The 21,646-nt window shown below is 69.2% G+C and carries 21 protein-coding genes; 8 read left to right on the top strand and 13 right to left on the bottom strand.

All coding sequences use genetic code 11. From position 1 onward, the window contains the following. Window positions 1–151 precede the first annotated feature (151 nt). Window positions 152–1,516, top strand: a complete 1,365-nt coding sequence (locus E0H73_RS11745; RefSeq protein WP_238163952.1) for an FAD-binding oxidoreductase — start codon at window positions 152–154, stop codon at window positions 1,514–1,516. Here the strand turns inward: E0H73_RS11745 and E0H73_RS11740 are convergent. Further along, a complete protein-coding gene (locus E0H73_RS11740; RefSeq protein WP_131353854.1) occupies window positions 1,513–2,361 on the bottom strand; it encodes an NAD-dependent epimerase/dehydratase family protein in 849 nt (282 codons plus the stop codon). The two genes, E0H73_RS11745 and E0H73_RS11740, sit on opposite strands and share 4 nt — an antisense overlap. Before the next feature lie 106 nt (window positions 2,362–2,467). On the opposite strand from E0H73_RS11740, the gene E0H73_RS11735 reads away from it, so the two are divergent. Next, the gene (locus tag E0H73_RS11735) at window positions 2,468–3,628 is read left to right on the top strand and encodes a pyridoxal phosphate-dependent aminotransferase (protein WP_202867329.1); all 1,161 of its coding nucleotides are present in this window, start codon (window positions 2,468–2,470) and stop codon (window positions 3,626–3,628) included. On the opposite strand, the gene E0H73_RS11730 is transcribed toward E0H73_RS11735, so the two are convergent. The 5 genes from E0H73_RS11730 to E0H73_RS11710 all read right to left on the bottom strand — a co-directional run bounded on the left by E0H73_RS11730 (window position 3,618) and on the right by E0H73_RS11710 (window position 8,018). Further along, a complete protein-coding gene (locus E0H73_RS11730; RefSeq protein ID WP_131353850.1) occupies window positions 3,618–4,829 on the bottom strand; it encodes a DegT/DnrJ/EryC1/StrS family aminotransferase in 1,212 nt (403 codons plus the stop codon). The genes E0H73_RS11735 and E0H73_RS11730 overlap by 11 nt on opposite strands. Next, a complete protein-coding gene (locus E0H73_RS11725; protein ID WP_131353848.1) occupies window positions 4,826–5,581 on the bottom strand; it encodes an amidohydrolase family protein in 756 nt (251 codons plus the stop codon). Before E0H73_RS11725 ends, E0H73_RS11730 begins: the two co-directional genes overlap by 4 nt. Continuing rightward, window positions 5,578–6,261: an amidohydrolase family protein gene (locus tag E0H73_RS11720; RefSeq protein WP_131353846.1), complete on the bottom strand. Its 684-nt coding sequence runs from the start codon at window positions 6,259–6,261 to the stop codon at window positions 5,578–5,580. Before E0H73_RS11720 ends, E0H73_RS11725 begins: the two co-directional genes overlap by 4 nt. Before the next feature lie 4 nt (window positions 6,262–6,265). Beyond that, on the bottom strand, window positions 6,266–7,534 hold the full coding sequence (locus E0H73_RS11715) for an ABC transporter substrate-binding protein (protein ID WP_131353844.1): 1,269 nt from the start codon (window positions 7,532–7,534) through the stop codon (window positions 6,266–6,268). Between the two features lie 112 nt (window positions 7,535–7,646). Then, window positions 7,647–8,018 (bottom strand): DUF5997 family protein, encoded by a 372-nt coding sequence (locus tag E0H73_RS11710; RefSeq protein WP_131353842.1) that lies wholly within the window; start codon window positions 8,016–8,018, stop codon window positions 7,647–7,649. 58 nt (window positions 8,019–8,076) lie between these two features. Here E0H73_RS11710 and E0H73_RS11705 point away from each other — a divergent pair, with 58 nt between their 5' ends. Both E0H73_RS11705 and E0H73_RS11700 read left to right on the top strand, forming a co-directional pair. Continuing rightward, entirely contained in the window at window positions 8,077–8,778 is a 702-nt protein-coding gene (locus E0H73_RS11705) for a LysR family substrate-binding domain-containing protein (protein ID WP_131353841.1), read from the top strand. 69 nt (window positions 8,779–8,847) lie between these two features. Further along, the gene (locus tag E0H73_RS11700) at window positions 8,848–9,366 is read left to right on the top strand and encodes a VOC family protein (RefSeq protein ID WP_131353839.1); all 519 of its coding nucleotides are present in this window, start codon (window positions 8,848–8,850) and stop codon (window positions 9,364–9,366) included. Between the two features lie 3 nt (window positions 9,367–9,369). On the opposite strand, the gene E0H73_RS11695 is transcribed toward E0H73_RS11700, so the two are convergent. Next, window positions 9,370–11,364: a GMC oxidoreductase gene (locus E0H73_RS11695; RefSeq protein WP_238163951.1), complete on the bottom strand. Its 1,995-nt coding sequence runs from the start codon at window positions 11,362–11,364 to the stop codon at window positions 9,370–9,372. A 97-nt stretch (window positions 11,365–11,461) separates the two neighbouring features. On the opposite strand from E0H73_RS11695, the gene E0H73_RS11690 reads away from it, so the two are divergent. Next, entirely contained in the window at window positions 11,462–12,559 is a 1,098-nt protein-coding gene (locus tag E0H73_RS11690) for an aldo/keto reductase (RefSeq protein ID WP_131353835.1), read from the top strand. Here the strand turns inward: E0H73_RS11690 and E0H73_RS11685 are convergent. The 3 genes from E0H73_RS11685 to E0H73_RS11675 are packed head-to-tail and all read right to left on the bottom strand — an operon-like array spanning window position 12,546 to window position 15,126. After that, window positions 12,546–13,142 carry a TetR/AcrR family transcriptional regulator gene (locus E0H73_RS11685; RefSeq protein ID WP_131353833.1) on the bottom strand — a complete coding sequence of 199 codons (597 nt, stop codon included), beginning with the start codon at window positions 13,140–13,142 and terminating at the stop codon, window positions 12,546–12,548. The two genes, E0H73_RS11690 and E0H73_RS11685, sit on opposite strands and share 14 nt — an antisense overlap. A gap of 26 nt (window positions 13,143–13,168) precedes the next feature. Then, window positions 13,169–14,116, bottom strand: coding sequence for an aldo/keto reductase (locus E0H73_RS11680; RefSeq protein ID WP_131353831.1), 948 nt, complete (start codon window positions 14,114–14,116; stop codon window positions 13,169–13,171). Further along, window positions 14,116–15,126: a hypothetical protein gene (locus E0H73_RS11675; protein ID WP_131353829.1), complete on the bottom strand. Its 1,011-nt coding sequence runs from the start codon at window positions 15,124–15,126 to the stop codon at window positions 14,116–14,118. Before E0H73_RS11675 ends, E0H73_RS11680 begins: the two co-directional genes overlap by 1 nt. A 74-nt stretch (window positions 15,127–15,200) precedes the next feature. On the opposite strand from E0H73_RS11675, the gene E0H73_RS11670 reads away from it, so the two are divergent. Continuing rightward, a complete protein-coding gene (locus tag E0H73_RS11670) occupies window positions 15,201–15,824 on the top strand; it encodes a TetR/AcrR family transcriptional regulator (RefSeq protein WP_131353827.1) in 624 nt (207 codons plus the stop codon). Here the strand turns inward: E0H73_RS11670 and cpt are convergent. Beyond that, complete coding sequence (cpt, locus tag E0H73_RS11665) at window positions 15,802–16,335, bottom strand: chloramphenicol phosphotransferase CPT (RefSeq protein WP_131353825.1); 534 nt, start codon at window positions 16,333–16,335, stop codon at window positions 15,802–15,804. The two genes, E0H73_RS11670 and cpt, sit on opposite strands and share 23 nt — an antisense overlap. Continuing rightward, window positions 16,332–17,585: an MFS transporter gene (locus E0H73_RS11660; protein WP_131353823.1), complete on the bottom strand. Its 1,254-nt coding sequence runs from the start codon at window positions 17,583–17,585 to the stop codon at window positions 16,332–16,334. Before E0H73_RS11660 ends, cpt begins: the two co-directional genes overlap by 4 nt. Before the next feature lie 98 nt (window positions 17,586–17,683). Here E0H73_RS11660 and E0H73_RS11655 point away from each other — a divergent pair, with 98 nt between their 5' ends. Further along, window positions 17,684–19,615: a potassium transporter Kup gene (locus E0H73_RS11655; protein WP_202867328.1), complete on the top strand. Its 1,932-nt coding sequence runs from the start codon at window positions 17,684–17,686 to the stop codon at window positions 19,613–19,615. A 3-nt stretch (window positions 19,616–19,618) separates the two neighbouring features. Here the strand turns inward: E0H73_RS11655 and E0H73_RS11650 are convergent, their stop codons facing one another. Beyond that, complete coding sequence (locus tag E0H73_RS11650; protein ID WP_131353820.1) at window positions 19,619–20,251, bottom strand: maleylpyruvate isomerase family mycothiol-dependent enzyme; 633 nt, start codon at window positions 20,249–20,251, stop codon at window positions 19,619–19,621. A 117-nt stretch (window positions 20,252–20,368) separates the two neighbouring features. On the opposite strand from E0H73_RS11650, the gene E0H73_RS11645 reads away from it, so the two are divergent. Then, window positions 20,369–21,583, top strand: coding sequence for a helix-turn-helix domain-containing protein (locus tag E0H73_RS11645; protein ID WP_131353818.1), 1,215 nt, complete (start codon window positions 20,369–20,371; stop codon window positions 21,581–21,583). Window positions 21,584–21,646 lie beyond the last annotated feature (63 nt).

Genomic DNA, 21,646 nt, shown 5'->3' with positions numbered 1-21,646 from the left:
TGGGATCGCCAACCGCTGGCACAGGTTTTCAGCCTTGCCCGCCTACCGTCGAGTCGGCCCCCTATCCAAGCGTGTTTTCGCCAGCTTCGGCGTGACCCCACGCGTGCGGAAGACTGCAGGCCAAGGGTGGAGTCTCTGGAGGGGAGGCACTGTGTCGGGTGTTGATGAGTTGGTCGCGCGACTTCGGGGCGAGGTGGCCGGTCCGGTCCTGGTTCCTGGTGACGAAGGGTTCGCGGAGGAGCTCGCCGGTTTCAACACGGCGGTCACGCACAGTCCGGCCGTCGCGGTCGGGATCACGTCGGAGGCGGACGCCGCAGCCGTCGTACGGGCGGCAGCCGACGCCGGACTGCCGATCCGGATGCTCGCGACCGGGCACGGAACGCCTGCGGTCACCGACGGCGTCCTGGTCACCACGTCCCGGCTGACGGGCGTCACTGTCGATCCGGACCAGAAGGTCGCCCACATCGCCGCGGGTTCCCGGTGGGCGGAAGTCATCGCCGCGGCCGGACAGCACGGGCTCGCGCCGATCATCGGCGCCTCCGACGCGGTCGGATGCATCGGCTACACCCTCGGTGGCGGACTCGGTCCGCTGGCCAGGACCTATGGCGTCTCGTCGGACTGGGCGCGCGGCTTCCGCGTCGTCACCGGCACCGGCGAGGTGGTGACGGCGAACGCGGACGAGCACCCCGACCTGTTCTGGGCGCTGCGCGGCGGCAAGGGTGGCCTCGGCCTGGTCACATCGATGGACTTCGCGCTGGTCGAACTGACCACGCTGTACGGCGGTTCGGTGTTCTTCGACGCCCCGGACATCGCCAGGGTGTTCATGACCTGGGCGAGCTGGACCAAGACGCTGCCCGAGACCGCGAATTCGTCGGTCGTGATCCTGCGGCTGCCGCCGCTGGAGTTCATCCCCGAGCCGTTGCGGGGCAAGACCGTGCTCAACGTCCGGTTCGCCTTCGTCGGCGACCCGGCCGAGGGCGAGAGTCTGTTCCGGCCGATCCGGGACGCCGGTACGTCGATCATCGACAGCGTCGGCGAGATGCCGGCCACCGACATCGCGCTCATTCACAACGACCCCAAGAACCCGACGGCCGCATGGGACCAAGGTCTGTTGCTCCGCGACATCGACGCCGGTTTCGCCTCCGCGTTCCTCGAGGTCGTCGGGCCGGATCAGCAGGTGCCGCTGGTCGCGGTCGAGATCCGGCATCTCGGTGGCGCGGCGCACCGCGACGTACCGGAAGGCAGTGCGGTGGGTGGACGTGGCGGCGCGTACAGCCTGGTGATGATCGGTGTCCCCGATCCGGCCTTGTTCGAGACGGTGCTGCCCGCTGCGGCGGGTGGTGTGCTGGATCGGCTGTCGGAGTGGGTCTCCCCCGAGACCACCGTCAACTTCGCGGCCGCCTTCTCACTGCCGGGCTCGTACGAGGCGGCGTGGCCGGCGGACACGTTCGCCCGGCTGGCAGAGGTCCGCGCGTCGTACGACCCGAAGAAGCTGTTCCCGTACGGTCCGGCCTAGTCCCGCCAGGAGTGCTGGGGTTCGTAGCCGAGCAGGCGGCGGGCCTTGTCGATGGACAGCAAGGTGTCGTTCGGGCCGAACGGGCGCTTCACGGGGACGCCGGGGAACACCTCGGCGAGGAGCTCCTCGTTCGGCCGCGACATCACCGTGTCGGCGTTGGCGACGATGAACACGTCGGTGCCGGTGATGTCGTAGTCGAGTGCGCGGCGGACAGCCTGTGCGCCGTCGCGGGCGTCGATGTAGCCCCAGAGGTTCCACTTGCGCGCCTGCGCGTCGGCGTCGAACGACGGGAAGCGCGCGTAGTCCTCGGGGTACATCACGTTCGAGAACCGCAGGCCGATCAGCTTCAGGTCCGGATGCCACCGGCACAGCTGCCGGGCCAGCTCCTCCTCGAGCGTCTTCACCAGCGAGTACGTGCTGTTCGGCCGCGGCGGGTAGTCCTCGTCGACCGGCACGTACGGCGGGAACTCGTCGAACGGCAGACCCAGCACGGTCTCGCTGGACGCCCAGACGATGTTGCGGACTCCTGCCCGCAAGGCGGCCGAGAACACGTTGTAGGTCGCCGTCATGTTGTTGTGGAAGGTCGCCGCGTTCGGCCGTAGTCCGGGCGCCGGGACGGCGGCCAGGTGGACGACGGCGTCGACACCGTCGTGACGGTCGTCGATGCCGGCGATCGCCTCGTAGGTCTGGCCGAAATCGGTCAGGTCGACCCGCGACGCCACCACACCGGACCGCGCCGGCGGTGCCTGGTCCAGGGCGACCACGTCCCAGCCGTTGTCCTGCAGGTGGTCGACCACCGCCCGGCCGAGCTTCCCGCTGCTTCCGGTGACCGCTACCCGTGCCATCCGCACTCCTTCGAGTCGCTCGCTGACCGACCAACCGATGATGGCACGCGTCTCACGACACAGGACCGTTGGCCAGGAAGTGGACACTCGGCCTAGGCTCGAAGCCGTGAAGCTTGCTGGGCGGATGAATCGACTGGGTACCGAATCGGCGTTCGAGGTGCTGGCCAAGGCGAAGGCCCTGGAAGCCCGCGGCCGCGAGATCGTGCACCTCGAGATCGGCGAACCGGACTTCGACACCCCGGCGCACGTCGTCGCCGCCGCACAGCAGGCGCTGGACAAGGGTCATACGCACTATGTGCCGGCGCCGGGCATCCCCGAACTGCGGACCGCGGTCGCGGACTTCCTCGAGCGCACCGGCCGGCTGACCACGACGCCGGACAAGGTGCTCGTCACGCCGGGCGCCAAGCCGATCATGTTCTTCACGATCATGGCGCTGTGCGAGGAGGGCGACGAGGTCCTCTATCCGGACCCGGGTTTCCCGATGTACGCCTCGATCGCGGCGTTCGCCGGCGCGAAACCGGTGCCGGTGCCGCTGCGCGAGGAGAACGGGTTCGTCATCGACCCCGAGGAGCTCGCGTCGCTGGTCACCGACCGGACCAAGCTGCTGATCCTCAACTCCCCGCACAACCCGTGCGGCAGTGCCTCGACACCCGAGCAGTTGGAGGCGATCGCCGAGATCGCGATCGCCAACGACCTCGTCGTACTCAGTGACGAGGTCTACTGGGCGCTGCGGTACGACGGGGACCACCACAGCGTGCTGGATGTCGACGGCATGGCCGAGCGGACCATCCTGCTCGACGGCTGGTCGAAGACGTTCGCGATGACCGGCTGGCGGCTCGGGTTCGGCGTGTTCCCGCAGCCGCTGGTCGAGCCGGTGACGCGGCTGCTGATCAACTCGGTGTCGTGTACGTCGGCCTTCAGCCAGTACGCCGCGATCGCCGCCTTGGAAGGACCGTGGGACGACGTCGAGCGGATGCTCGAGGCGTTCCGGGAACGCCGCGAGGTGATCGTCTCCGGCCTGAACGCCGTACCGGGTGTGTCCTGCATCGAGCCGGGTGGAGCGTTCTACGCGTTCCCGAACATCAGTGAGCTCGGACTGTCCGCCGCAACGCTGGCCGATCGGCTGCTCGAGGAGGCAGGTGTCGCTTGCCTGCCGGGCACGTCCTTCGGTGTGTACGGCGAGGACCACCTGCGGTTCTCGTACGCGAACTCGGTCGAGAACATCCGGCGCGCCCTCGACGCGTTCGAGGCCCTCGTCACGAGCTGACGAACGCCCGCCGGACCTTCGTCGCGGCGGTGACAATGTCGGACAGCTCCTCCTCGTCGGCCATCAACAGACTCTGACGGATCCACACGACGGTGTCCGCGGCCTGCTCCGCGACCGGACACGGCTGCAGGTCGGAGTACGCCTGGAGTGCGTTCTCGCGGGACAGCGAGCGGTAGCCGGAGTCCAGCGGAACGCCCTCGGCCGCCATCGCCGCGAGGAAGTCGTCCTTGCCGTGCCCGCCGAACGCGGCCGCGTCGTAGCGAACCAAGCCGAGGTGATGGCTGCTCGCGGTAGTGCCCGGCGGCTCCGGCAGCACCTCCAGACCATCGACGTCGGCAAGCTCCCGGCGGAGGAACTCCACAGCGCGATGCCGGGTCTTCACTTGGTCGTCCAGTACGCCGAGTTGCGGCAGCAGCACGGCGGCCTGGAACTCGGTCATCCGCAGGTTCCACCCGACGTCCGGATGCTCGTACCACCCGCCCTCGAGACTCCGGCCGACGTTGTGCAGCGCCCAGACCTTCCGGTACACGGCCTCGTCGTCCGTCACGATCAGCCCGCCCTCGCCGGCCGTCATCGCCTTGCTGGACTGGAAGCTGAAGCACGCGGCATTCCCCAGCGTCCCGACCGGCCGGTCACGCCACGTCGCGCCGTGCGCCTGCGCCGCGTCCTCGACGAGAGGTACGCCGTACTCGCGCAACGCATCCACATCCGCGGGAGCGCCGGCGAGATGCACCGGCATGATCGCCTTCGTCCGCGGCCCGATCAGCCGCTCGACCGCGACCGGGTCGAGATGGAGCGTCTCCGGAGTAACGTCGGCCAGCACGGGTCGCGCGCCGGCCAGCACCACCGCGGTCGCGCTCGCAACGAACGTGTACGCGGGCACGATCACCTCGTCGTCCCGGCCGACACCCAGGGCGCGCAGCGCGAGGAAGAGCGCGATCGTCCCGTTCACGACCGAGACGCCGTACTGCGCTCCGATCGACTGGGCGAAGGCGGTGGTGAACTCGGCCACCTTCCGACCAGAGGTCGCACCCCAGTCGCCGCTGTCGAGCACCTCGAGCAGGAGTTCGCGCTGCTCCGCGGTCGCGGACGGCGGCCAACTCGGCCAGCCTGCGGTCCGGACCGGCGTACCGCCGTCCAGCGCCAAAGTCGTTGCGCCAGTTGTTGCCCCAGGTGTTGCCCCGGTTGTTGCCTCTGTCATCGACATCCCTCCAGGAGCCGAGTCATCGTGCCGAACAGCAACAGATCGCGGTCGGTCTGATCGATCGGCGCGAGTTGCACCCGGCCGACTCCGACCCGTAGATCCAGGAACAGCGCGTCGGACCCGAAGACCATCCGATCCGCACCCACCGCATCGACCAGCCAGGCCACATGCCGCGCCGTGGTCCGGGACCCGCAGAGCTCCAACGTGACATTCGGGTACGTCGACGCCACCGCGGCTGCCGCGGGGAACCCGGCCGGCAACAGGCCGGCGTGGCCCATCAACAGGTTCACGGACGGATGCCGGGCGGCAACGGTGGCGAAGTGCTGCGGGCCGCACCACGGCGAACCGAACATGCCATGCGCGAGTACGACGCAGCCGCGCTCGGCCGCCAACTCGAAGGCGGCTTCGTACCCTGGTCCGTCGAGCGCATGCTCATGCGTGTCCGGGTGCAGCTTCAGCCCGATCACCCCTGGCGCGTCGAGCAGATCGGCCGTTCGTTGCGCCGTGTCGGGGTCGTGCGGGTCATAGACGGCGTACCCTAGAAAGCGGCCTGGAAAGCGCTCGATCTCCTGGACCAACAGGGCGTTGCCGGCGCGAGAGTCCGGGCCGATCGCGAGCATGTGCGAGACACACATCGTCGCGACGCCGCAGCCGTCCATCACCCGCACCAGGCTCTCGGTCGAACTGTCCGGGATCGCGAAAGCGAACCACGCCCCGAGATGACCGTGGGCGTCGATGATGCCCGTCATCCGACCAGCTCCAGGATGTTGCCACTAGCAAGCAGTTCGACCTCGTCCGCCGGCAGTTCCAGATGGTCGAGCTGGAACCGCGGCCCCGCGTCGTCGGTCAGCGGTGCACCGGTCCCGAACAGCACGCGCTGGGCGCCGTACCGGCGTACAACCCACTCCACTGCCAGGTGCCCGCACAACGTCGCGGTGTCCACCCGTACCTCGGGATGCGCGTCCATCAAGTCGGCGAGCTCGCGCAGCGCGCGGTAGCCGGTGTTGATCAGCACGATCCGCAACGACGGCACCTCGGTCGCGAGCCGGTGGATCTCCCCCGGACCCACCGACTCCAGCGCGAGCAACACCGAGACGCCGGTCTCGGCCAACTCCTGGGCCATCGCGATGCCGTGCGGCGCGGTCAGCAGGAACCGATGCTCGGCCGGACACATCCGCACGACCCGAGCACCCGCCGGCACGCCGGTTCCCAACGGCCCGGGTACGACGACCGGCACCCGGATCAGCCGTGGATCCTCCGGCAACTCGGCCACCGCGGTCGGGTCGTAGTACAGGTCGTGCGAATGCACCACACACGCCGCGTCGATCGCCAACCGGTCGAGCTCGGCCAGCAGACCCGGCGCATCCGCACTCGGTACGTCGCCGGTCGGCACCGGACCGACGATGCGATTGACGTCGACCACTCTCATCCGGTCAGCGCTGTCTGGAGAGCAGATCGTTGGACTGCTTGGCCGCCGAATCGAGAGCCTGCTGCGGCGTCTTCTTACCGGTCAGCACGGCCTGGATCTCGACCGACAGCAACGTCATCACCTGGCGGGCGGCCGGGTTGACCTCACCGGAGTAGGCGTACTGCAAGGCTTCCTCGAACTTCTTCGCCTGGTCGTCGGCGGCCGGCACCGGCGCGTCCGTGCGTGGGGACAGGAAGTTGGACGCGGTCGCCAGGCTGATCTCCTGCTTCGGCTGGGTCATGAAGCCGAGGAACTTCTCCGCCGCGTCGACGTCCTTCGACCCCGCGTTCACCGCGAGCCCGCCGGGCAGCCCGAATCCGACCCGCTTCTTGTTCTCCAGCGGTACGCCGACCACGACGTTCGCGGCGCCCCAGCTGGAGGCCACGGTCTTGGCGTCGATCAGGGTGTTGGTGAAGCCCATCGCCACCTGCTGCTTGCCGAGCGCCTGGTCGGCGACCACGTTCGCGTTCGACAGGGCGCTCTTCGGGATCCCGCCGGCGTCGTACAGGTCCTTCAGGAACGTCAGCGCCTCGACGCCGGGAGCCTGGTTGAACGCGACCGACTTGCCGTCGTCGGCGAACACCTTGCCGCCGGCCTGCCACAGCAGCGGGTAGAAGCTGAGGTTCAGCGACGCCTCCGGCGAGGCGGAGTAGTCCAGCGTGGCGACACCGGCCTGCTTGAACTTCGGGACCGCCGCCTTGATCTCGTCCCACGTCTCCGGCGGCTTGGTGATGCCGGCCTTCGCGAGCAGTTTCTTGTTGTAAACCGTCGTGGTGACGGTGTGGTAGATCGGCACCGCGTAGAGCTTGCCGTCGACCTTCAGCGCATCCAGGGCGCCGGGCAGGAACTTGTCCTTGTCCGCCTCCAGCACCTTGTCCACCGGTTCGAGCGAGCCGGACGTGACGAACTGCGGGATCTGGTCCGGCCCGAGCAGCAGGACGTCGGGTCCCTTGTTGCCGGAGAACGCCGTCGCCAGCTTCTGGTCCCGGTTCGCCCAGGGCTGCTGCTCGATCCGCAGGTCGATCCCGCCGTTGGCCGCCTCGAAGTCCTTCTCGATCTGCGTCCAGTACGTCGTGGCCGCCTTCTCGTCCGCGATCACGGGGTACATCCAGACCGTCACGACCGCCTGGTCCGAGGACCCGCCGGAACCGCTGGAACCGCCGCACGCACTCAATCCGGCCACCACCGCTACTGCGGCCACAGACCCCGCGACTCGGCTGACTCCGACCTTCATCAGGACCTCCCAGACGCAAGCACGGCTGTGACCGCATTTACGGTCATGACCGAAAATAGTGCCTGAGTGACGGGTCGCGTCAAGGGGTCGAGCCGGATTGGGAGATACGCCCCTAGTCCGTCTTGTTCTTGAGCTCGGCGGCCTGGCGGCGGACGTCGGCCTGGGTGGCGCGTTCGTGCTCGAGCCAGTCGGGGTTCTCCGACTTGATGGCCTCGATCTCGTCCGTGGTCAGCGCCTCGGTGATGCCGGCCCGGGCCAGGCCGCTGATCGAGACGCCGAGCTTGGCCGCGACGACGGGCCGCGGGTGCGGACCGGTCCGGCGCAGCTCGCGGAGCCACTCGGGCGGATCGGTCTGGAGCGCGTTCAGCTCGTCGCGGGACACCGCGCCCTCCTGGAACTCCGCGGGGGTCGCCTGGAGGTACACCCCGAGCTTCTTGGCGGCCGTGGCCGGCTTCATCGTCTGGGGTGTCTTACGCGCCGTCATGCGGCAAGACTAGCGACCGCTGCCGTCACGCCCGGTAACGGTCGCTAGTCTTGCCACCGTGACCGGCCCCCGACCCACGTTCCGGCTGGGCTACGTGCCCGGCGCGACACCCGCCAAGTGGGTGCGGATGTGGGCCGAACGCCTGCCCCGGATCCCGCTGGAGCTGATCCAGGTCAGCGCCGACGACGCGCCGGCCCTGGTACGTCGCGGCGAGGTGGACGCCGTACTCCTCCGGCTCCCGATCGACCGCGAGGGCCTGCACGCCATCCCCTTGTACGTCGAGCAGACGGTGGTCGTGGTCCCGAAGGACCACCTGGTCACGGCAGCCGACGAGGTGACCACCGACGACCTGGCCGACGAACTCATGCTCCACCCGCAGGACGACGTCTTCGACTGGGAACGCCCACCCGGGCGAGTGATCGACGAACGTCCGGCGACCACGGCGGATGCGATCGCACTCGTTGCCATGGGCACCGGGTTGCTCGTCGTACCGCAGTCGCTGGCCAGGCTGCACCACCGCAAGGACCTCACCTACCGGCCGCTGCTGGACGCGCCGGAGTCGCAGGTCGCGTTGAGCTGGCCCGAGAACGAGACGTCAGAACTGGTGGAGCAGTTCATCGGGATCGTCCGCGGCCGGACGGTCAACAGCAGCCGCGGCGCCCAGCCCGCCGCCAAAGCCCCGGCCAAGAAGACCCCGGCCAAGAAAGCGCCGGCCACAAAGGGCACGGGTAAGAAGCCGGGCAGACCTCGCCGTCGTTAGCGCGCAGCCGTGGCCCTAGGTTGAGTCTTCAACTATCATCGAGAGGGTCCCGACGAGAGAGGTTGTTCGATGGCGATCTTCCGCTTGAACCATGCGGTGCTGTACGTGCGGAACGTGGCCGAGAGTGTCGCCTTCTACCGCGACGTGCTCGGCTTCGGCTACACCGAGGGCGGCGACGCCTACCAGGGCGCGGCCTTCCTCCGCGCGCCCGGCTCGACCAACGACCACGATCTCGGCCTGTTCGAACTCGGCCCGCAGGCCGGCCCGTCCGGTGCCGGGCAGACGACCGTCGGGCTGTATCACCTCGCCTGGGAGGTGGACACCCTCGGCGACCTCGAGGACCTCGCCGCGACGCTGGCCGAGGCCGGCGCCCTGGTCGGTCAGTCCGACCACGGCACCACCAAGTCCCTGTACGGCAAGGACCCGAACGGGCTCGAGTTCGAGATCGTCTGGATCATCCCGGCCGACCTGCTTACCGACGAGGACCGGGCGAAGGCCGGAGTGCGCCGCCTGGACCTCGCGGCCGAGGTGGAGAAGTACGGCCGCGATGCCCGCAGCGGAGTCGGCATCTCCCGCATCCTCGCCTGACTTTCACCCAGCCAGGTGCTGGGCGATCCGCAAGGAGTTGGCCAGCACGGTGAGCACGGGGTTCACTCCCCCGTTCGTCACGTGCACGGAGGCGTCGGCGATCCGGACGTTGTCGTGACCCCAGACCCGGCCGTACGGATCGGTGACCGACCGCGCCGGGTCGTCGCCCATCCGGCAGGTGCCGGCCTGATGCTGCCCGCTGCTCGCCTGCCGCGTCGTACCAACCCCACCGACAGCCGTTCGGACCGCGCCGGCTTCCTCCAGCCACTCGCGGGCCTTCGCACTCATGAAGGCCTGCGCCCGGACGTCCTCCGGGTGGATGGAGCCGCTGATCGTCACGACCGGATTGCCGAAGCGGTCGCGGACCCGCGGATCGACCTGGACCCGGGACTCCGCCGACGTGACCTCCTGGATCGGCCCGACGACCCGCAGCATGCGTCGTGCGTCCCGCCGCATCGCCTGCTTCCCCGCGGCACCAGCCCGCGGGATCAACCCCGCGCCGGTCAGATAGTCGTACGTCGCGGCCGGGGTCGGCACGAACTCGTTCGCCAGCATCCCGCCGCCCACGATCCCGTCGTTGCCGTGCCGGAAGTCGCAGGTCGCGATCGACACACCCGGCCCGATCAGGTCGGCCAACTCGTCGTCGAACAGCCCGACCGCACCGGCGTACACATGAGCCTGCAGATGCCGGCCGACCTGGTCCTGGTTGTTGCCGAGGCCATCGGGTTCGCGGTCGTGGGCGCTGTTGAGCAGCAGCCGCGGCGTCTCGCTCGCACCGGCGGCGATCACGACCTCATCGCACTGCACGGTCCGGCGCCAATCCTCGGCGACCAGCGCGACACCGGTCACGCGGCCGGTCGCATCGGTCACCAGTCGCTCCGCCGTCGTCTCGGTGACCAATGTGCAGCGTCCGGTCGCGAGTGCGGCCGGCAACGCGGTGTTGTGGGTCCCGGACTTTGCTTCGACCGGACAGGCGAACCCGACGCACTGCCCACACCGCACACAACCGGACCGTCCTAGGTACTCGACCGAGTTGATCAGCAGCGGTACGTCGAGAGTCCCCCAACCCAGCCGCTCGGCAGCAGCCGCAAGCCGCGTCGCCGGACCGGTGCGCGGCATAGGCGGCATCGGGAGCTCCCGCGGCTCGTGCCACGGGTCCACACCGCCGCCACTCACCCCGAACCTCTGCTCGGCCAGCGTGTAGTACGGCGCCAGGTCGTCGTACGTGATCGGCCAGTCAGAGAGGGCACTCCCTGACGGAACGCCGTACGTGCTCGCCATCGCGAAGTCGCGCGGCACGAACCGCCAGGCCTGAGCGCCGTACACCCGGGTGCCACCGCCGACCGTGAAGGCGTTGTTGCCCCAGCCACCGTCCGGCGGCAGCACCTGCCGCGGTACGCCGTCGATCACCGCGACCCGAGGCCGTCCGAACGGATCCGGGTCGGTCAGTGCAGGCAGTCCGGCCACCGAGCGTGGGTTCCGCAGATGGTCGCGGGACAACGACTCGGTCGTCGGGTAGCGACCGGTCTCCACGACCAGCACCGACCGCCCGGACTCGGCCAGCACCTGCGCTGCCGCACCACCGCCCGCGCCGGAGCCGACCACGATGCAGTCGTAGCGATCCGCCAACTCCGACCGCGGCGTGACGCGCAGATCGGTCTGCACCGGCTCCCACGCCCCGGCCATGTCCGCCTGCCAGCCGACCATGGTCCACGCCGGCGGCCGGACCTGCCCATCCCCCGCGTAGAACCCCTGCGCGATCATCCGCACCAGCCACGCACCATCCAGGTCTGCCATCACCACATCAAGGTCCGGCTCGTCCCCCGCGACCTCCAGCGCCCGCTCGACCCGCACCAGCCAGTCCGGCCGGTCCTCGGTCACCACTCGCTCGATGAACCCCACCGCACCGGCCTCGGCCGCCGACGGGAAGTCGTCCGCCGGGATCGCGAGCTCCGCCAACCGCTCGAGTACCAACCGCTGCCGTTCCGACAACCCCACAGTCCGATCTCCTTCGTCAGAGGACGCCGGTCCCCACTCAATCACGCCGCGACTGTTTGTACTTGCCGGTCCATTTTTCCCGAGCAACGCTGAGGGCATGGCACTTGACGACTACTACCTGCTCGGCCGGTCCGGACTGCGCGTGAGCCGGCTGGCCCTGGGCACGATGAACTTCGGCACCGGCGGCTTCCACGCGCCGTACGGCAAGACCGAGGACGAGGCGCGATCCATCTTCCACCGGTACGTCGATGCCGGGGGCAACTTCATCGACACGGCCGACTTCTACACCGCGGGTGAGAGCGAAACGATCCTCGGCAAGCTGATCGAGCAGGCCGGACTCCGGGAGCGGATGGTGCTCACCACCAAGTTCACCAACAGCGTCGACCCCGGCGATCCGAATGCCGGCGGCAACGGCCGCAAGCACATGATCCGCGCGGTCGACGCATCACTGCGCCGGCTGCGCACCGACTACCTCGACCTGTTCCTCCTGCACACCTGGGACCGCATCACCCCGATCGAGGAGGTCCTGCGCACCTTCGACGACCTCACCAGAGCCGGCAAGATCCGGTACGCCGGCCTGTCCGACGTACCGGCCTGGTACGCCGCTCGCGCCCAGACACTCGCCGAGGCGCACTCGTCGGTGCCGATGGTCAGCCTGCAACTGCCGTATTCGCTGGTCGAGCGGACGATCGAGACCGAGCACGTCCCGCTCGGCCAGACGCTCGGGCTCGGCATCACGGCGTGGAGTCCACTCGGCAGCGGATTCCTCACCGGCAAGTACCGCCGCGACCACGCGCAGGGCATGTCCGGCGATGGACGTCTCACCGGCGACGGAGCACCGGTCCGGACCTGGAGCGATCGGCATTGGGACCTGCTCGAGACGGTCGAATCGGTGGCGGACAAGCTTGGAGTCTCGATGGCTCAGGTCGCCGTGAACTGGGTCGCCACCCAGCCCGGCATCGCCTCGGCGATCGTCGGCGCCAGCAGTCCTGAGCAGCTCGACTCCACGCTGGCGTCCCTCGACTTCGAGCTCCCCACGGAACTGCGGTCTGCCCTCGACGAGGCGAGCGCCGCACCGCCGGAGTCCGTGTACCGCATGTTCACGCCGGAGTACCAAGGCTGGCTGGTCAACGCCGGCGCCAAGGTCGCCGACAAGCCGTCCGGGTACCAGCCGCCGGTGGTCAACTGGCGGTGACGCCGCCGTGGAGGTAGTCCAGGCAGAGGTCGAGCGCGTACTCCAGGTGCTTGGCCGAGCCGGACGACATGAGGATGACGACCCCGCCCTGGATCGACGCGATCAGGGCCGCGGAGGCGCGGGCGGGGTCCACCTCGGCACGGATCTTCCCGGCGGCCTTCATCTCCTCGATCCCGGCCTGGACCCGGCGCTGCCACTGCGCGAGCAGCTTGCCGGTCACCGCCTGCGCGGCCGGAGTATGCCGCCCGATCTCCGTGATCAGTACGCCGAGCGGGCAGTTCACGCCCTGGCGCCGGTACTTCTCGACGACGACATCACGCCACTCCCGCCACGCTTCCCACGTGGTCAGCTGCCCGAGCTGCGGCTCCTGATCTTCGATCACCCGGTCGGCCTCGCGCTCGGCCACCGCCAGCAGCAACTGCTCCTTGCCCTCGGGGAAGTAGTGGAACAGCTGGCTCTTGCCCGTCCCGCTCCGCCGCCCGATGTCGTCGAGCGTCACCGCCCCGACCCCACGCTCGCGGATCTCCGCAGCCGCGGCGGCGACGATCCGATCCCGCGTCGCCGCACCCTTCGCCGTCAGCACACCGTCGACTGTACCCGCGGGTCCAGTCAGGTGGTGACCGGATGCGGACGGTACGGCGCTTCCAGCAGCGCCCGCTCATCCGCAGTGAGCGTGAGGTCGACGGCAGCCACCGCGTCGTCCATATGCTGCGCGCGGGTTGCGCCGACCACCGGAGCGGTGACGCCGCGAGCGCCGAGGAGCCAGGCCAGTGCGACCTGAGCCGGGGGCACACCACGATCCGCGGCGACCCCGTGAACGGCCTTCACGACGGCTTGGTCGCTCTCGCCGTACAGGTCGTCGGCGACCGGGTCGCTGCCGGATCGCGTCGTACCTCCGCCGGTCCGGGCCAGTAGACCGCGGGCCAGCGGGCTGTAGGGAATCACGGCGACGCCCTGGTCGAGGCAGAGCGGGATCATCTCGCGCTCTTCCTCGCGGTAGACCAGGTTGTAGTGGTTCTGCATCGCGACAAACGGGATCGGCGCTACCTGTTGCGCCTTCACGAACTGCCAGGCGAACATGCTCGACGCCCCGAGATAGCGGGCCTTCCCGGCCCGGACGACGTCCGCGAGCGCGTCCATCGTCTCCTCGATCGGCGTCTCGTCGTCCCACCGGTGGATCTGGTACAGGTCGACGTACTCGGTGCCGAGCCGGCGCAGCGAGGCGTCGATCGCGTCCAGGATGTGCTTGCGGGACAGGCCGCGGTCGTTCGGTCCGGGGCCGGTCGGGTAGTACACCTTGGTCGCGAGTACGTAGTCCTCGCGGCGGCCGAAGAACTTCCGCAGCAGCCGACCGGTCAGCTCCTCGCCGGTGCCCTTCGAGTACGCGTCGGCGGTGTCGAAGAACGTGGCTCCGGCGTCGACTGCCCGCCGTACGATCGGCTCCGCGGCCTCCTCGCCCAGGTGCCACTCGCGCGCACCACCGGTACCGAAACTCATCATCCCCAGGCAGATCCGCGACACCCGCAGACCGGTCCCGCCCAACCGGACGGAGTCCATCAGCGCCGGTTGCCGTTCAGGTCGGCCAGGGCACCGAAGACGCGCTTCGGCCGCCAGCCACCGTCGCCATCGGTCGCGACGAGTCCGTAGGACGACAGGTCCAGATCGTGGGCGGGGTCGCCGGGCCGGTGTGGCAGTTCGTACCCGGCGAAGCTGAACCAGAACGCGGCCGCGAGCTCGATCCGGTCGAACTCCTCGACGAGCTCCAGCAGGTACTCCACTTGTTCCCCCTCATCGCGCTCGTAGTGCCCGTTGATCGCGGGCGGGTCGACGGACCGGTCGACGATCATCCAGCCCGAGCCGCCCCGGGCAGCGGCGCCGCGGTAGGCGCAGCAGCCGAACTCGGTGATCGCGACCGGCTTGCCCCACTTCTGCCGGGCCACCAACTCGTCGTGGAACGTCGCCGCGTTCTGCTGGTCGCGGTACGCGTCGATGCTGACGATGTCGAACAGCTCCCAGTTCACGTCCTCCCACATCCCGGCGGCGTAGGTGATCCGGCCGCCGAACTCGGCGCGGGCCGCGGCCACCAGCCGCTGCTGTACGTCGCCCCACCGCGCGAGGCCCTCGTACAGCTGCGCGAGCTTCGCCTGATCGGTCCAGGTCGCCGGATCGGCCATCGTTGCCAACCGCTCCCCCGACGTCTCGCCGGGCACGAATCCCTTGCAGAACACGGAAAGCTCGCAACCCAGCACCAGCACGACGTCGCCCCGGCCGCTCGTCCGCAACGTCTCTGCGCGCCTCGCACAGTCGGACAGGAACGCGATGAACTCGTCCGGCTCGAGATCCATCGGGACCGGCGAGAACCACAGGTCCAGGCCGGCGTCGAGGGCCGCCTCCCCCGCGATCGTGAGCCGGTCCGGGTCGTTGCCCGAGACCCGTACGGCGGGAGCGTGCAGATCGTCGGCGATGGTCCGCAGTTCGTCGCGGACCGTGCCGGCGTCGAAGCGCCGGCGCGTCGAACGGCCGTCGTACTGCAGGCCGGTGTCGTAGTTCACCCCGAGAGGACGCATGGGCACTACGGTAGCAATCAATCTCATACTCGGTACATCTTTTTATCGAGTACGAGTTCACCTACCCTGACGGCGTGGACCAGCACCCAGCGCCAGGCCGCCGCGAGCGCAAGAAGGCCGAGCTCCGGACCCGGATCTCCGACGTCGCGACGGCGCTCTTCCTGGAGCGCGGCTTCGACGCGGTGTCGGTGTCAGAGATCGCGGAGGCCGCCGACGTCGCCCGGCCGACCGTGTTCGCCCACTTCCCGCGGAAGGAGGACCTGCTCTTCGATCGCTACCCGGAGGCCGAGGCCCTGGTGGTTGCCGCCGTCACCGATCGCCCGGTCGGCACCTCCGCCGTCGCTGCGTTGTCCGAGCTGATGATCAAGCTGGCCGACGAAGGGCATCCACTGTCCACGATCCGAGGTCGTTTCGCGGCGTTCTGGCGGCTGGTCGAATCCTCACGTGCACTGCAGTCACGCGCTCGCGAACTGCTCGACCATCTCGAGCATGCGATCGCAGCTGCGATGGAGGCCACCGGCGTACCCGATGCTCGCCTCACCGCCGCGCTGGCGGTTGCGGCGTACCGGACCGTCCACCTGGAGTCGGTCCGCCGGATTCTGGCCGGTGACGACGAGGCTGAGGTCGTCTCAGATCACCGGACGCGGATCGGCTCGGCCTTCGCGCGGGTCGAGATCACTTCAAGTGCCCGGCGATAGTCCGGGCGCAGTCCAAGGCTTCGGTGTGACTCGAGTCGACCTCGACGTCGTAGCTGACACCCTCGTGGACGAGGGTCGCCTGCAAGGCCGCCATCCCGACCGCCCGGTCGCCGCGGGCCAGCTCGCGTCCAGCGGCTACCTCGGGATCGCAGTGGACACCGACCCAGAGGACCTCGACGTCCTCGGCCGCGTCGCGCCAGCGCTGCTGCGATGCGGCTCCGCCGAGGAAGACGTCGTCGATGATGACGTTCGCACCGGCCCGACACATCGCGACGACGCCCGCCGTCCAGGCCGCTTCCAGCCGCCGGAACTCGGTGCCGACCACGACCTCGCCGTTCGCGCCGATGTGGATCCCGTCATCGGACGCCTGCATCGCGGCCGGCATCGCCTCGACGAAGCTGTCCGCCCCGAACGTCAGCCACCGCTCGTCCAGGATCGCCTGCAGGCACCGGATCATTCCGGACTTCCCCGAACTGGACCCACCGTTGACCACCATCAGCCGTCCCGTCACGCCGGCAACGATAGCGATTCCAAGGGCTTCGGACTGGTCCGGGCCCAGCTCCGTCCGGCCAGCAGCAGGAACGGTATGGCCAGGAGCTGGATCACCGAGCTGATCAGGTACGCCGAGCCGTAGCCCCAGACATCCGCGGACCGGCCGAGCGTCGGCTGGATGACCGCTCCGCCACCGGAGGCGAGCAGGTTGTCCGACGACAACACGGTCGCTCGCTGAGCCGACGGGATCTGGCTGTTCAGCAGCGCCTGCCGGACCGGCCCGATCGCCGCGAACATGATGGCCCACACGCTCAGCAGCACGAGCGCCATCCAGAAGCCCGAGACCAGGCCGATCAGCATCAGCGTCACCACGATGACCCCGGTCGCCACGAGCAGGAGCGTCGTACGACGACGGAACAGACGGGCCAGGTACGCCGCGGAGGCGCCGCCCACGATCTGCGCACCGGCAACGAGTCCGGCGGACAGCCCGGCGACCGCGTACGAGTTGGGGTTGCCGTACAGCTGGAGGAGATACGGCTGCGCGGCGTAGAAGCCGTACACACCGACGCCGGCCCCGAACAGACCCGCGAGCATCAGCCAGCGGACGGGCGGGTTGAGCAGCCCATGAGTCAGCGACGCCCGCAGGATGCCGCGCATCTCACCGGCCACCGACACTCGCGGCTTCGGCGTGAAGCCGACGTCGCGCATCGACCGCCACGCCACCACGAACGTGACCGCGAGCAGGACCGCGCGGACGACGTACGGGACACCGAGGTTGGTCCACTGGGCCAGCAGGCCGCCGGAGATCGAGCCGACCAGCATGGCGACGCCGTTCGCGATCTGGCCCTTCGCGAATGCGGCGTCGAGCTCGCCTTCGTACCCGGTCGCGTGCAGGCCGTCGACCAGCCAGGCCTCGGTCGCACCACTGAAGAAGGTGAACCCCAGCCCCAGCAACGCCGACGCACCCGCCCAGGCGACGAACGGCGCATGGTGCTGCCAAAGGAACAGGTAGAGCAGCGTGGACCCGAACAGGGTCGCCGCTCCGAGGAGGTACGACGCCCGCCGGCCGACCGTGTCGGCGACGACACCGGTAGGCACCTCGAACAGCATCATGCCGACGGTGAAGAACGCGTTCGCGGCGAAGGTCTCGCCGATGCTCAGGCCGGCGTCGAGCAGGAACAACGTATTGATGCCCCAGATCATCGACGACGCCCCGGTCGCCACCGCCGTCAGCGTGACGTACGTGCGCAGGATCCGCTCCGGACTCATCAGGTCCCTCCTTCTCGGTCACCTGGTACGTCGGAGCGGCCTGCGGCTTCTCGACGTCGTCGCCGGAATGGCCACCCCTGCGCGGTAGGGTCCGGGCCGTGAATGCTTCTGGTGCGCCTCACGGCTCGGCGCGGGACACGGTGCGGCTGGCGGTGATCGTGGCAGCACTCGGAGTGGTGTTCGGCGACATCGGCACCAGCCCGATCTACACGTTGCAGACCGTGTTCAACCCCGAGGACCCGCACCCGGTCCCGGTCAGCACCGGCAACATCTACGGGGTCGTCTCGCTGATCTTCTGGTCGGTGATGATCATCGTGACCACGACCTACATCCTGCTGGCGATGCGTGCCGACAACGACGGCGAGGGCGGCGTGATGGCGCTGATCACGCTGTTGCGCCAGTGGCGGACCAGCCACCCCGGACGGCGCCGGGCGGCGACCGTGCTGGCCGCCGTGGGCCTGTTCGGCGCCTCGCTGTTCTTCGGCGACGGCATGATTACCCCAGCCATCTCGGTGCTGTCCGCGGTCGAGGGCCTGAAGGTCGTCGAGCCGCCGCTCGGGCACTACGTCGTACCGATCACCGCCGTGATCATCATCGTGCTGTTCCTGGTCCAGCGCCGCGGCACCGAGACGGTCGGCCGGGTGTTCGGCCCGGTGATGATCGTCTGGTTCGCGGTGATCGGTGCCTGCGGCATCGGCGGGATCGTCGGCAACCCGGACATCCTCAAGGCGCTCTCGCCGACGTACGCGATCGGGTTCCTGGCCGGCCACTTCCACATCGCGTTCTTCGCGCTGGCCGCGATCGTGCTCGCGGTCACCGGCGCCGAGGCGCTGTACGCCGACATGGGTCACTTCGGCCGCCGGGCGATCAGCCGCGGCTGGCTCTTCCTGGTCCTCCCGGCCTGCACGCTCAGCTATCTGGGGCAGGGAGCGCTGATCCTCCAGGACCCGGGCAACATCAGCAGTCCGTTCTTCCTGCTCGTCCCCGACTGGGGCCGGCTGCCATTGGTGCTGCTCGCGACCGCGGCCACGGTGATCGCGTCCCAAGCGGTCATCACGGGTGCGTACTCGGTCGCGTCCCAGGCGGCCCAACTCGGGTACCTGCCGCGGCTCCGGGTGGCGCACACCTCGGCAACCACGATGGGACAGATCTACGTCCCGTGGATCAACTGGCTGCTGTTCACCTCGGTGCTGACGCTGATCTTCGCCTTCCGCAGTTCCGCTGCCCTGGCCTACGCGTACGGCATGACGGTCACCGGGACGATCACCATCACCACACTGCTGTTCTTCTACGTGGCCCACTACCGGTGGCACGTCCCCAAGTGGCTGATCGCCGTCGGCGCCGTACCCCTGCTGACGGTCGACGCACTGTTCGTCGCCGCCAACCTGACCAAGCTGCTGCACGGCGCGTGGCTACCGCTGCTGATCGCGATCACCGCGTTCACGATCATGACCACCTGGCAGCGCGGCCGCGCGGTCGTCACCGCCGAGCGCGGACGGCTCGAGGGTCCGCTGGACGAGTTCATCGAGGAGCTCCGCTCCGGCGGGCTGGTGTCTCAGGAGGTTCCGGGGACGGCGATCTTCCTGAACCGCGGCCGGACCACGGCACCACTGGCCCTGCGGGCGAACGTCGAGCACAACCAGGTGCGGCATGAGCATGTCGTGATCGTCTCGATCGAGACCGAGCCCGTACCTCGCGTCGCCGACGACCAGCGGATGACCGCCGACGACCTCGGGCACGGCGACGACGGCATCCTCCACGTCACCGCGCGGTTCGGCTACATGGAGACGCCGGACGTCCCGGCGGCGCTGGCCTTGCTCGATCCGGAGGCGACCGAGGGCAGGATCGATCTGGAGCACGCGTCGTACTTCCTGTCCAAGATCGAGCTGCGCAAGGGGCCGGCGGCGACGATGGCGACGTGGCGCAAGCACCTGTTCATCGCCACGTCACACATCACCGCGGACGCCGCCGAGTACTTCAACCTGCCCCGCGACCGGACGGTCATCATCGGGTCGCACGTCGAGGTCTGACGCTTACAACCAGGGCGGCGGCGGTGGTGCGGGCTTGCCGTCAGGCGTGAGCACATCCTCATAGGAACGGCCGGTCAGGTACGCCGCCCGCTGGGGCAGCGGACCGTGCACCTGCGGATCGGTCTCGCTCTTCGCCCGGATGTCGGCGCAGAGTTCCTCGAGGAAGTCGGTCGGCAGGTCGGCGAACGTGACGCCGGCATCGAGATCGACGGCGTGGACCATCACCTCCATGCTGCGCATCCACGCCACCTCGGTCGCCGGGATCGGGCGCCCCTGCGCACTCCGCACCTCGGCCTGCCACTGCTCCTCGGTCAGCGCCGACATGGCCTCGGCCAGGGACTGCGCGGTGACCTGGAACCGCTGCACCAGCTCATCGGCGGGACGCTGCGCGCCAGCTTCGATGTCGGAATTCCGCTGCTCCGGCGACGTGTACATCCGGCGCTCCTCGCCGGTCCGCGCCCAGTGCACCAGGTTGCCGAGCGCCTCGGCGTTGTTGGACAGGTGCGCGGCGACATGCTTGCGCGTCCATCCGGGGAGCGACGACGGGGCGTCGAGATCCGCGTCCGCGAGCGCTCTCGCGCAGAGCGCCGTACCTTGGGCAACCCAACCGTGACTGGTGGCGAGTGTGCGCGTCATGCTCGAAACCTAGCGGAACCCTCGGACGGCCGCGTACGGCGCGCGTTCTTGCAGGGGGTCGGTGATCTGGTGAGACTGAGCGCGCCGGACAGGTGCGCACAGTGAGGAGGACCGCGGATGGTCACGACGATCGGGGTTGTCGGTCCCTCGGATCTGGTCACGTCGACCGGCCGTGTCCTCGCCTCCCAGCGCGGTATCGAGGTCGTGCCGCTGCGCTACCGCCGCGAGACCGACACCCCGAAGGTGATGGCCGAGGCGCCGCCCACCGTCGACGCCTGGCTGTTCACCGGAGTGGTCCCGTATCAGATCGCCGCTGCGAACAACCTCCTCGACCGCCCGGCCGTCCACGTCGAGTACACCGGCGCGACCCTGATGCGCGCGCTGGTCCAGCTCCTCCGCGAGGGCCGCGACATCACCTCGATGAGCATCGACATCCTGGACGAGGCGCAGGTGCACGAGACGCTCGACGAGGTCGGGCTGCCGACCCGCGGCATCCGCGTCCTCCCGTATCGCCCCGGCCTCAGCTCCGACGACGTACTCGCGTTCCACCGCGAGGCTCGCGCGACCGTCGCCATCACCTGCATCCGGTCGGCGTACGAGAAACTCCGGACCGAGCAGACGACGCTCCGGCTGGCGCCTTCCGTCCACTCGGTCCGCGCGGCGGTCAACGGTCTGCTCCTGGTCCACGACGCTTTGCGCAGCGACGATGCGCAGATCGCGCTCGGCCTGGTCGAGATCGCAGCCGAGGGCGAGAGCGCGCTGCGTCGCGAGGCCGGCTCGCTTGGCGGCAGCGTCATCCGGTACGACGACAAGCGGTTCCTGGTCGTGGCCACGCGGGGACCACTGGAGCAGGCGACAGCGGCGTTCACCGAGCTCGGCATGCTGAACAGGCTCAAGGAGCAGTTCGGACCGGTGCGGATCGGGTTCGGCATCGGCGGCTCGGGCACCGAGACCGAGGCGCTGGCCCGACGCGCCCTCGGCCGCGCGAAGACCGCGGGGCGAACGGCGGCCGTGATCTCGCTGCGCAACGACATCGACCTGGTCCTGGTCGGCGGCGGCGCACCCCGCGCGCAGCAACGCTCGAAGCTCCAACTGCTGGCTCAACGCGCCGGCCTGTCCAAGGCCACCCTCGAACGACTCCAAGAGCTGGTCCACGCGACCCCGGAGGCCGGTCTCACCACCCGCACGGTCGCCGATCACCTCGGCATCCAGCCGCGCACCGCCCGCCGCGTCCTCAACCGCCTCGAACGTGCCGGCCTGGCCGACGCCACCGGCACCCAGGCGGGCCCCAGCAGCGGCCGCCCGCTGATCATCTACCGCGTCCACCTCTGACCTGTTGACGCCCCGAATCGGGCCCGCGTAGGGTTCCGGGATAATTACAGCCATGACCGTAAT

The organism is Kribbella pittospori, assembly GCF_004331465.1.
Classification (GTDB): Bacteria; Actinomycetota; Actinomycetes; order Propionibacteriales; family Kribbellaceae; genus Kribbella; species Kribbella pittospori.
The sequence above is the reverse complement of the archived record's forward strand: the minus strand, read 5'-3'. Positions and strand labels throughout refer to the sequence as shown.

What these genes read in the sequence shown, in the direction of transcription:
- E0H73_RS11710 (WP_131353842.1), bottom strand. Translation starts at nt 8,018, where the DNA reads ATGACGGCGCGTAAGACACCCCAGACGATGAAGCCGGCCACGGCCGCC.
- E0H73_RS11715 (WP_131353844.1), bottom strand. Translation starts at nt 7,534, where the DNA reads ATGAAGGTCGGAGTCAGCCGAGTCGCGGGGTCTGTGGCCGCAGTAGCG.
- E0H73_RS11730 (WP_131353850.1), bottom strand. Translation starts at nt 4,829, where the DNA reads ATGACAGAGGCAACAACCGGGGCAACACCTGGGGCAACAACTGGCGCA.
- E0H73_RS11700 (WP_131353839.1), top strand. Translation starts at nt 8,848, where the DNA reads ATGGCGATCTTCCGCTTGAACCATGCGGTGCTGTACGTGCGGAACGTG.
- E0H73_RS11690 (WP_131353835.1), top strand. Translation starts at nt 11,462, where the DNA reads ATGGCACTTGACGACTACTACCTGCTCGGCCGGTCCGGACTGCGCGTG.
- E0H73_RS11720 (WP_131353846.1), bottom strand. Translation starts at nt 6,261, where the DNA reads ATGAGAGTGGTCGACGTCAATCGCATCGTCGGTCCGGTGCCGACCGGC.
- E0H73_RS11645 (WP_131353818.1), top strand. Translation starts at nt 20,369, where the DNA reads ATGGTCACGACGATCGGGGTTGTCGGTCCCTCGGATCTGGTCACGTCG.
- E0H73_RS11725 (WP_131353848.1), bottom strand. Translation starts at nt 5,581, where the DNA reads ATGACGGGCATCATCGACGCCCACGGTCATCTCGGGGCGTGGTTCGCT.
- E0H73_RS11660 (WP_131353823.1), bottom strand. Translation starts at nt 17,585, where the DNA reads ATGAGTCCGGAGCGGATCCTGCGCACGTACGTCACGCTGACGGCGGTG.
- E0H73_RS11680 (WP_131353831.1), bottom strand. Translation starts at nt 14,116, where the DNA reads ATGGACTCCGTCCGGTTGGGCGGGACCGGTCTGCGGGTGTCGCGGATC.
- E0H73_RS11740 (WP_131353854.1), bottom strand. Translation starts at nt 2,361, where the DNA reads ATGGCACGGGTAGCGGTCACCGGAAGCAGCGGGAAGCTCGGCCGGGCG.
- E0H73_RS11650 (WP_131353820.1), bottom strand. Translation starts at nt 20,251, where the DNA reads ATGACGCGCACACTCGCCACCAGTCACGGTTGGGTTGCCCAAGGTACG.
- E0H73_RS11675 (WP_131353829.1), bottom strand. Translation starts at nt 15,126, where the DNA reads ATGCGTCCTCTCGGGGTGAACTACGACACCGGCCTGCAGTACGACGGC.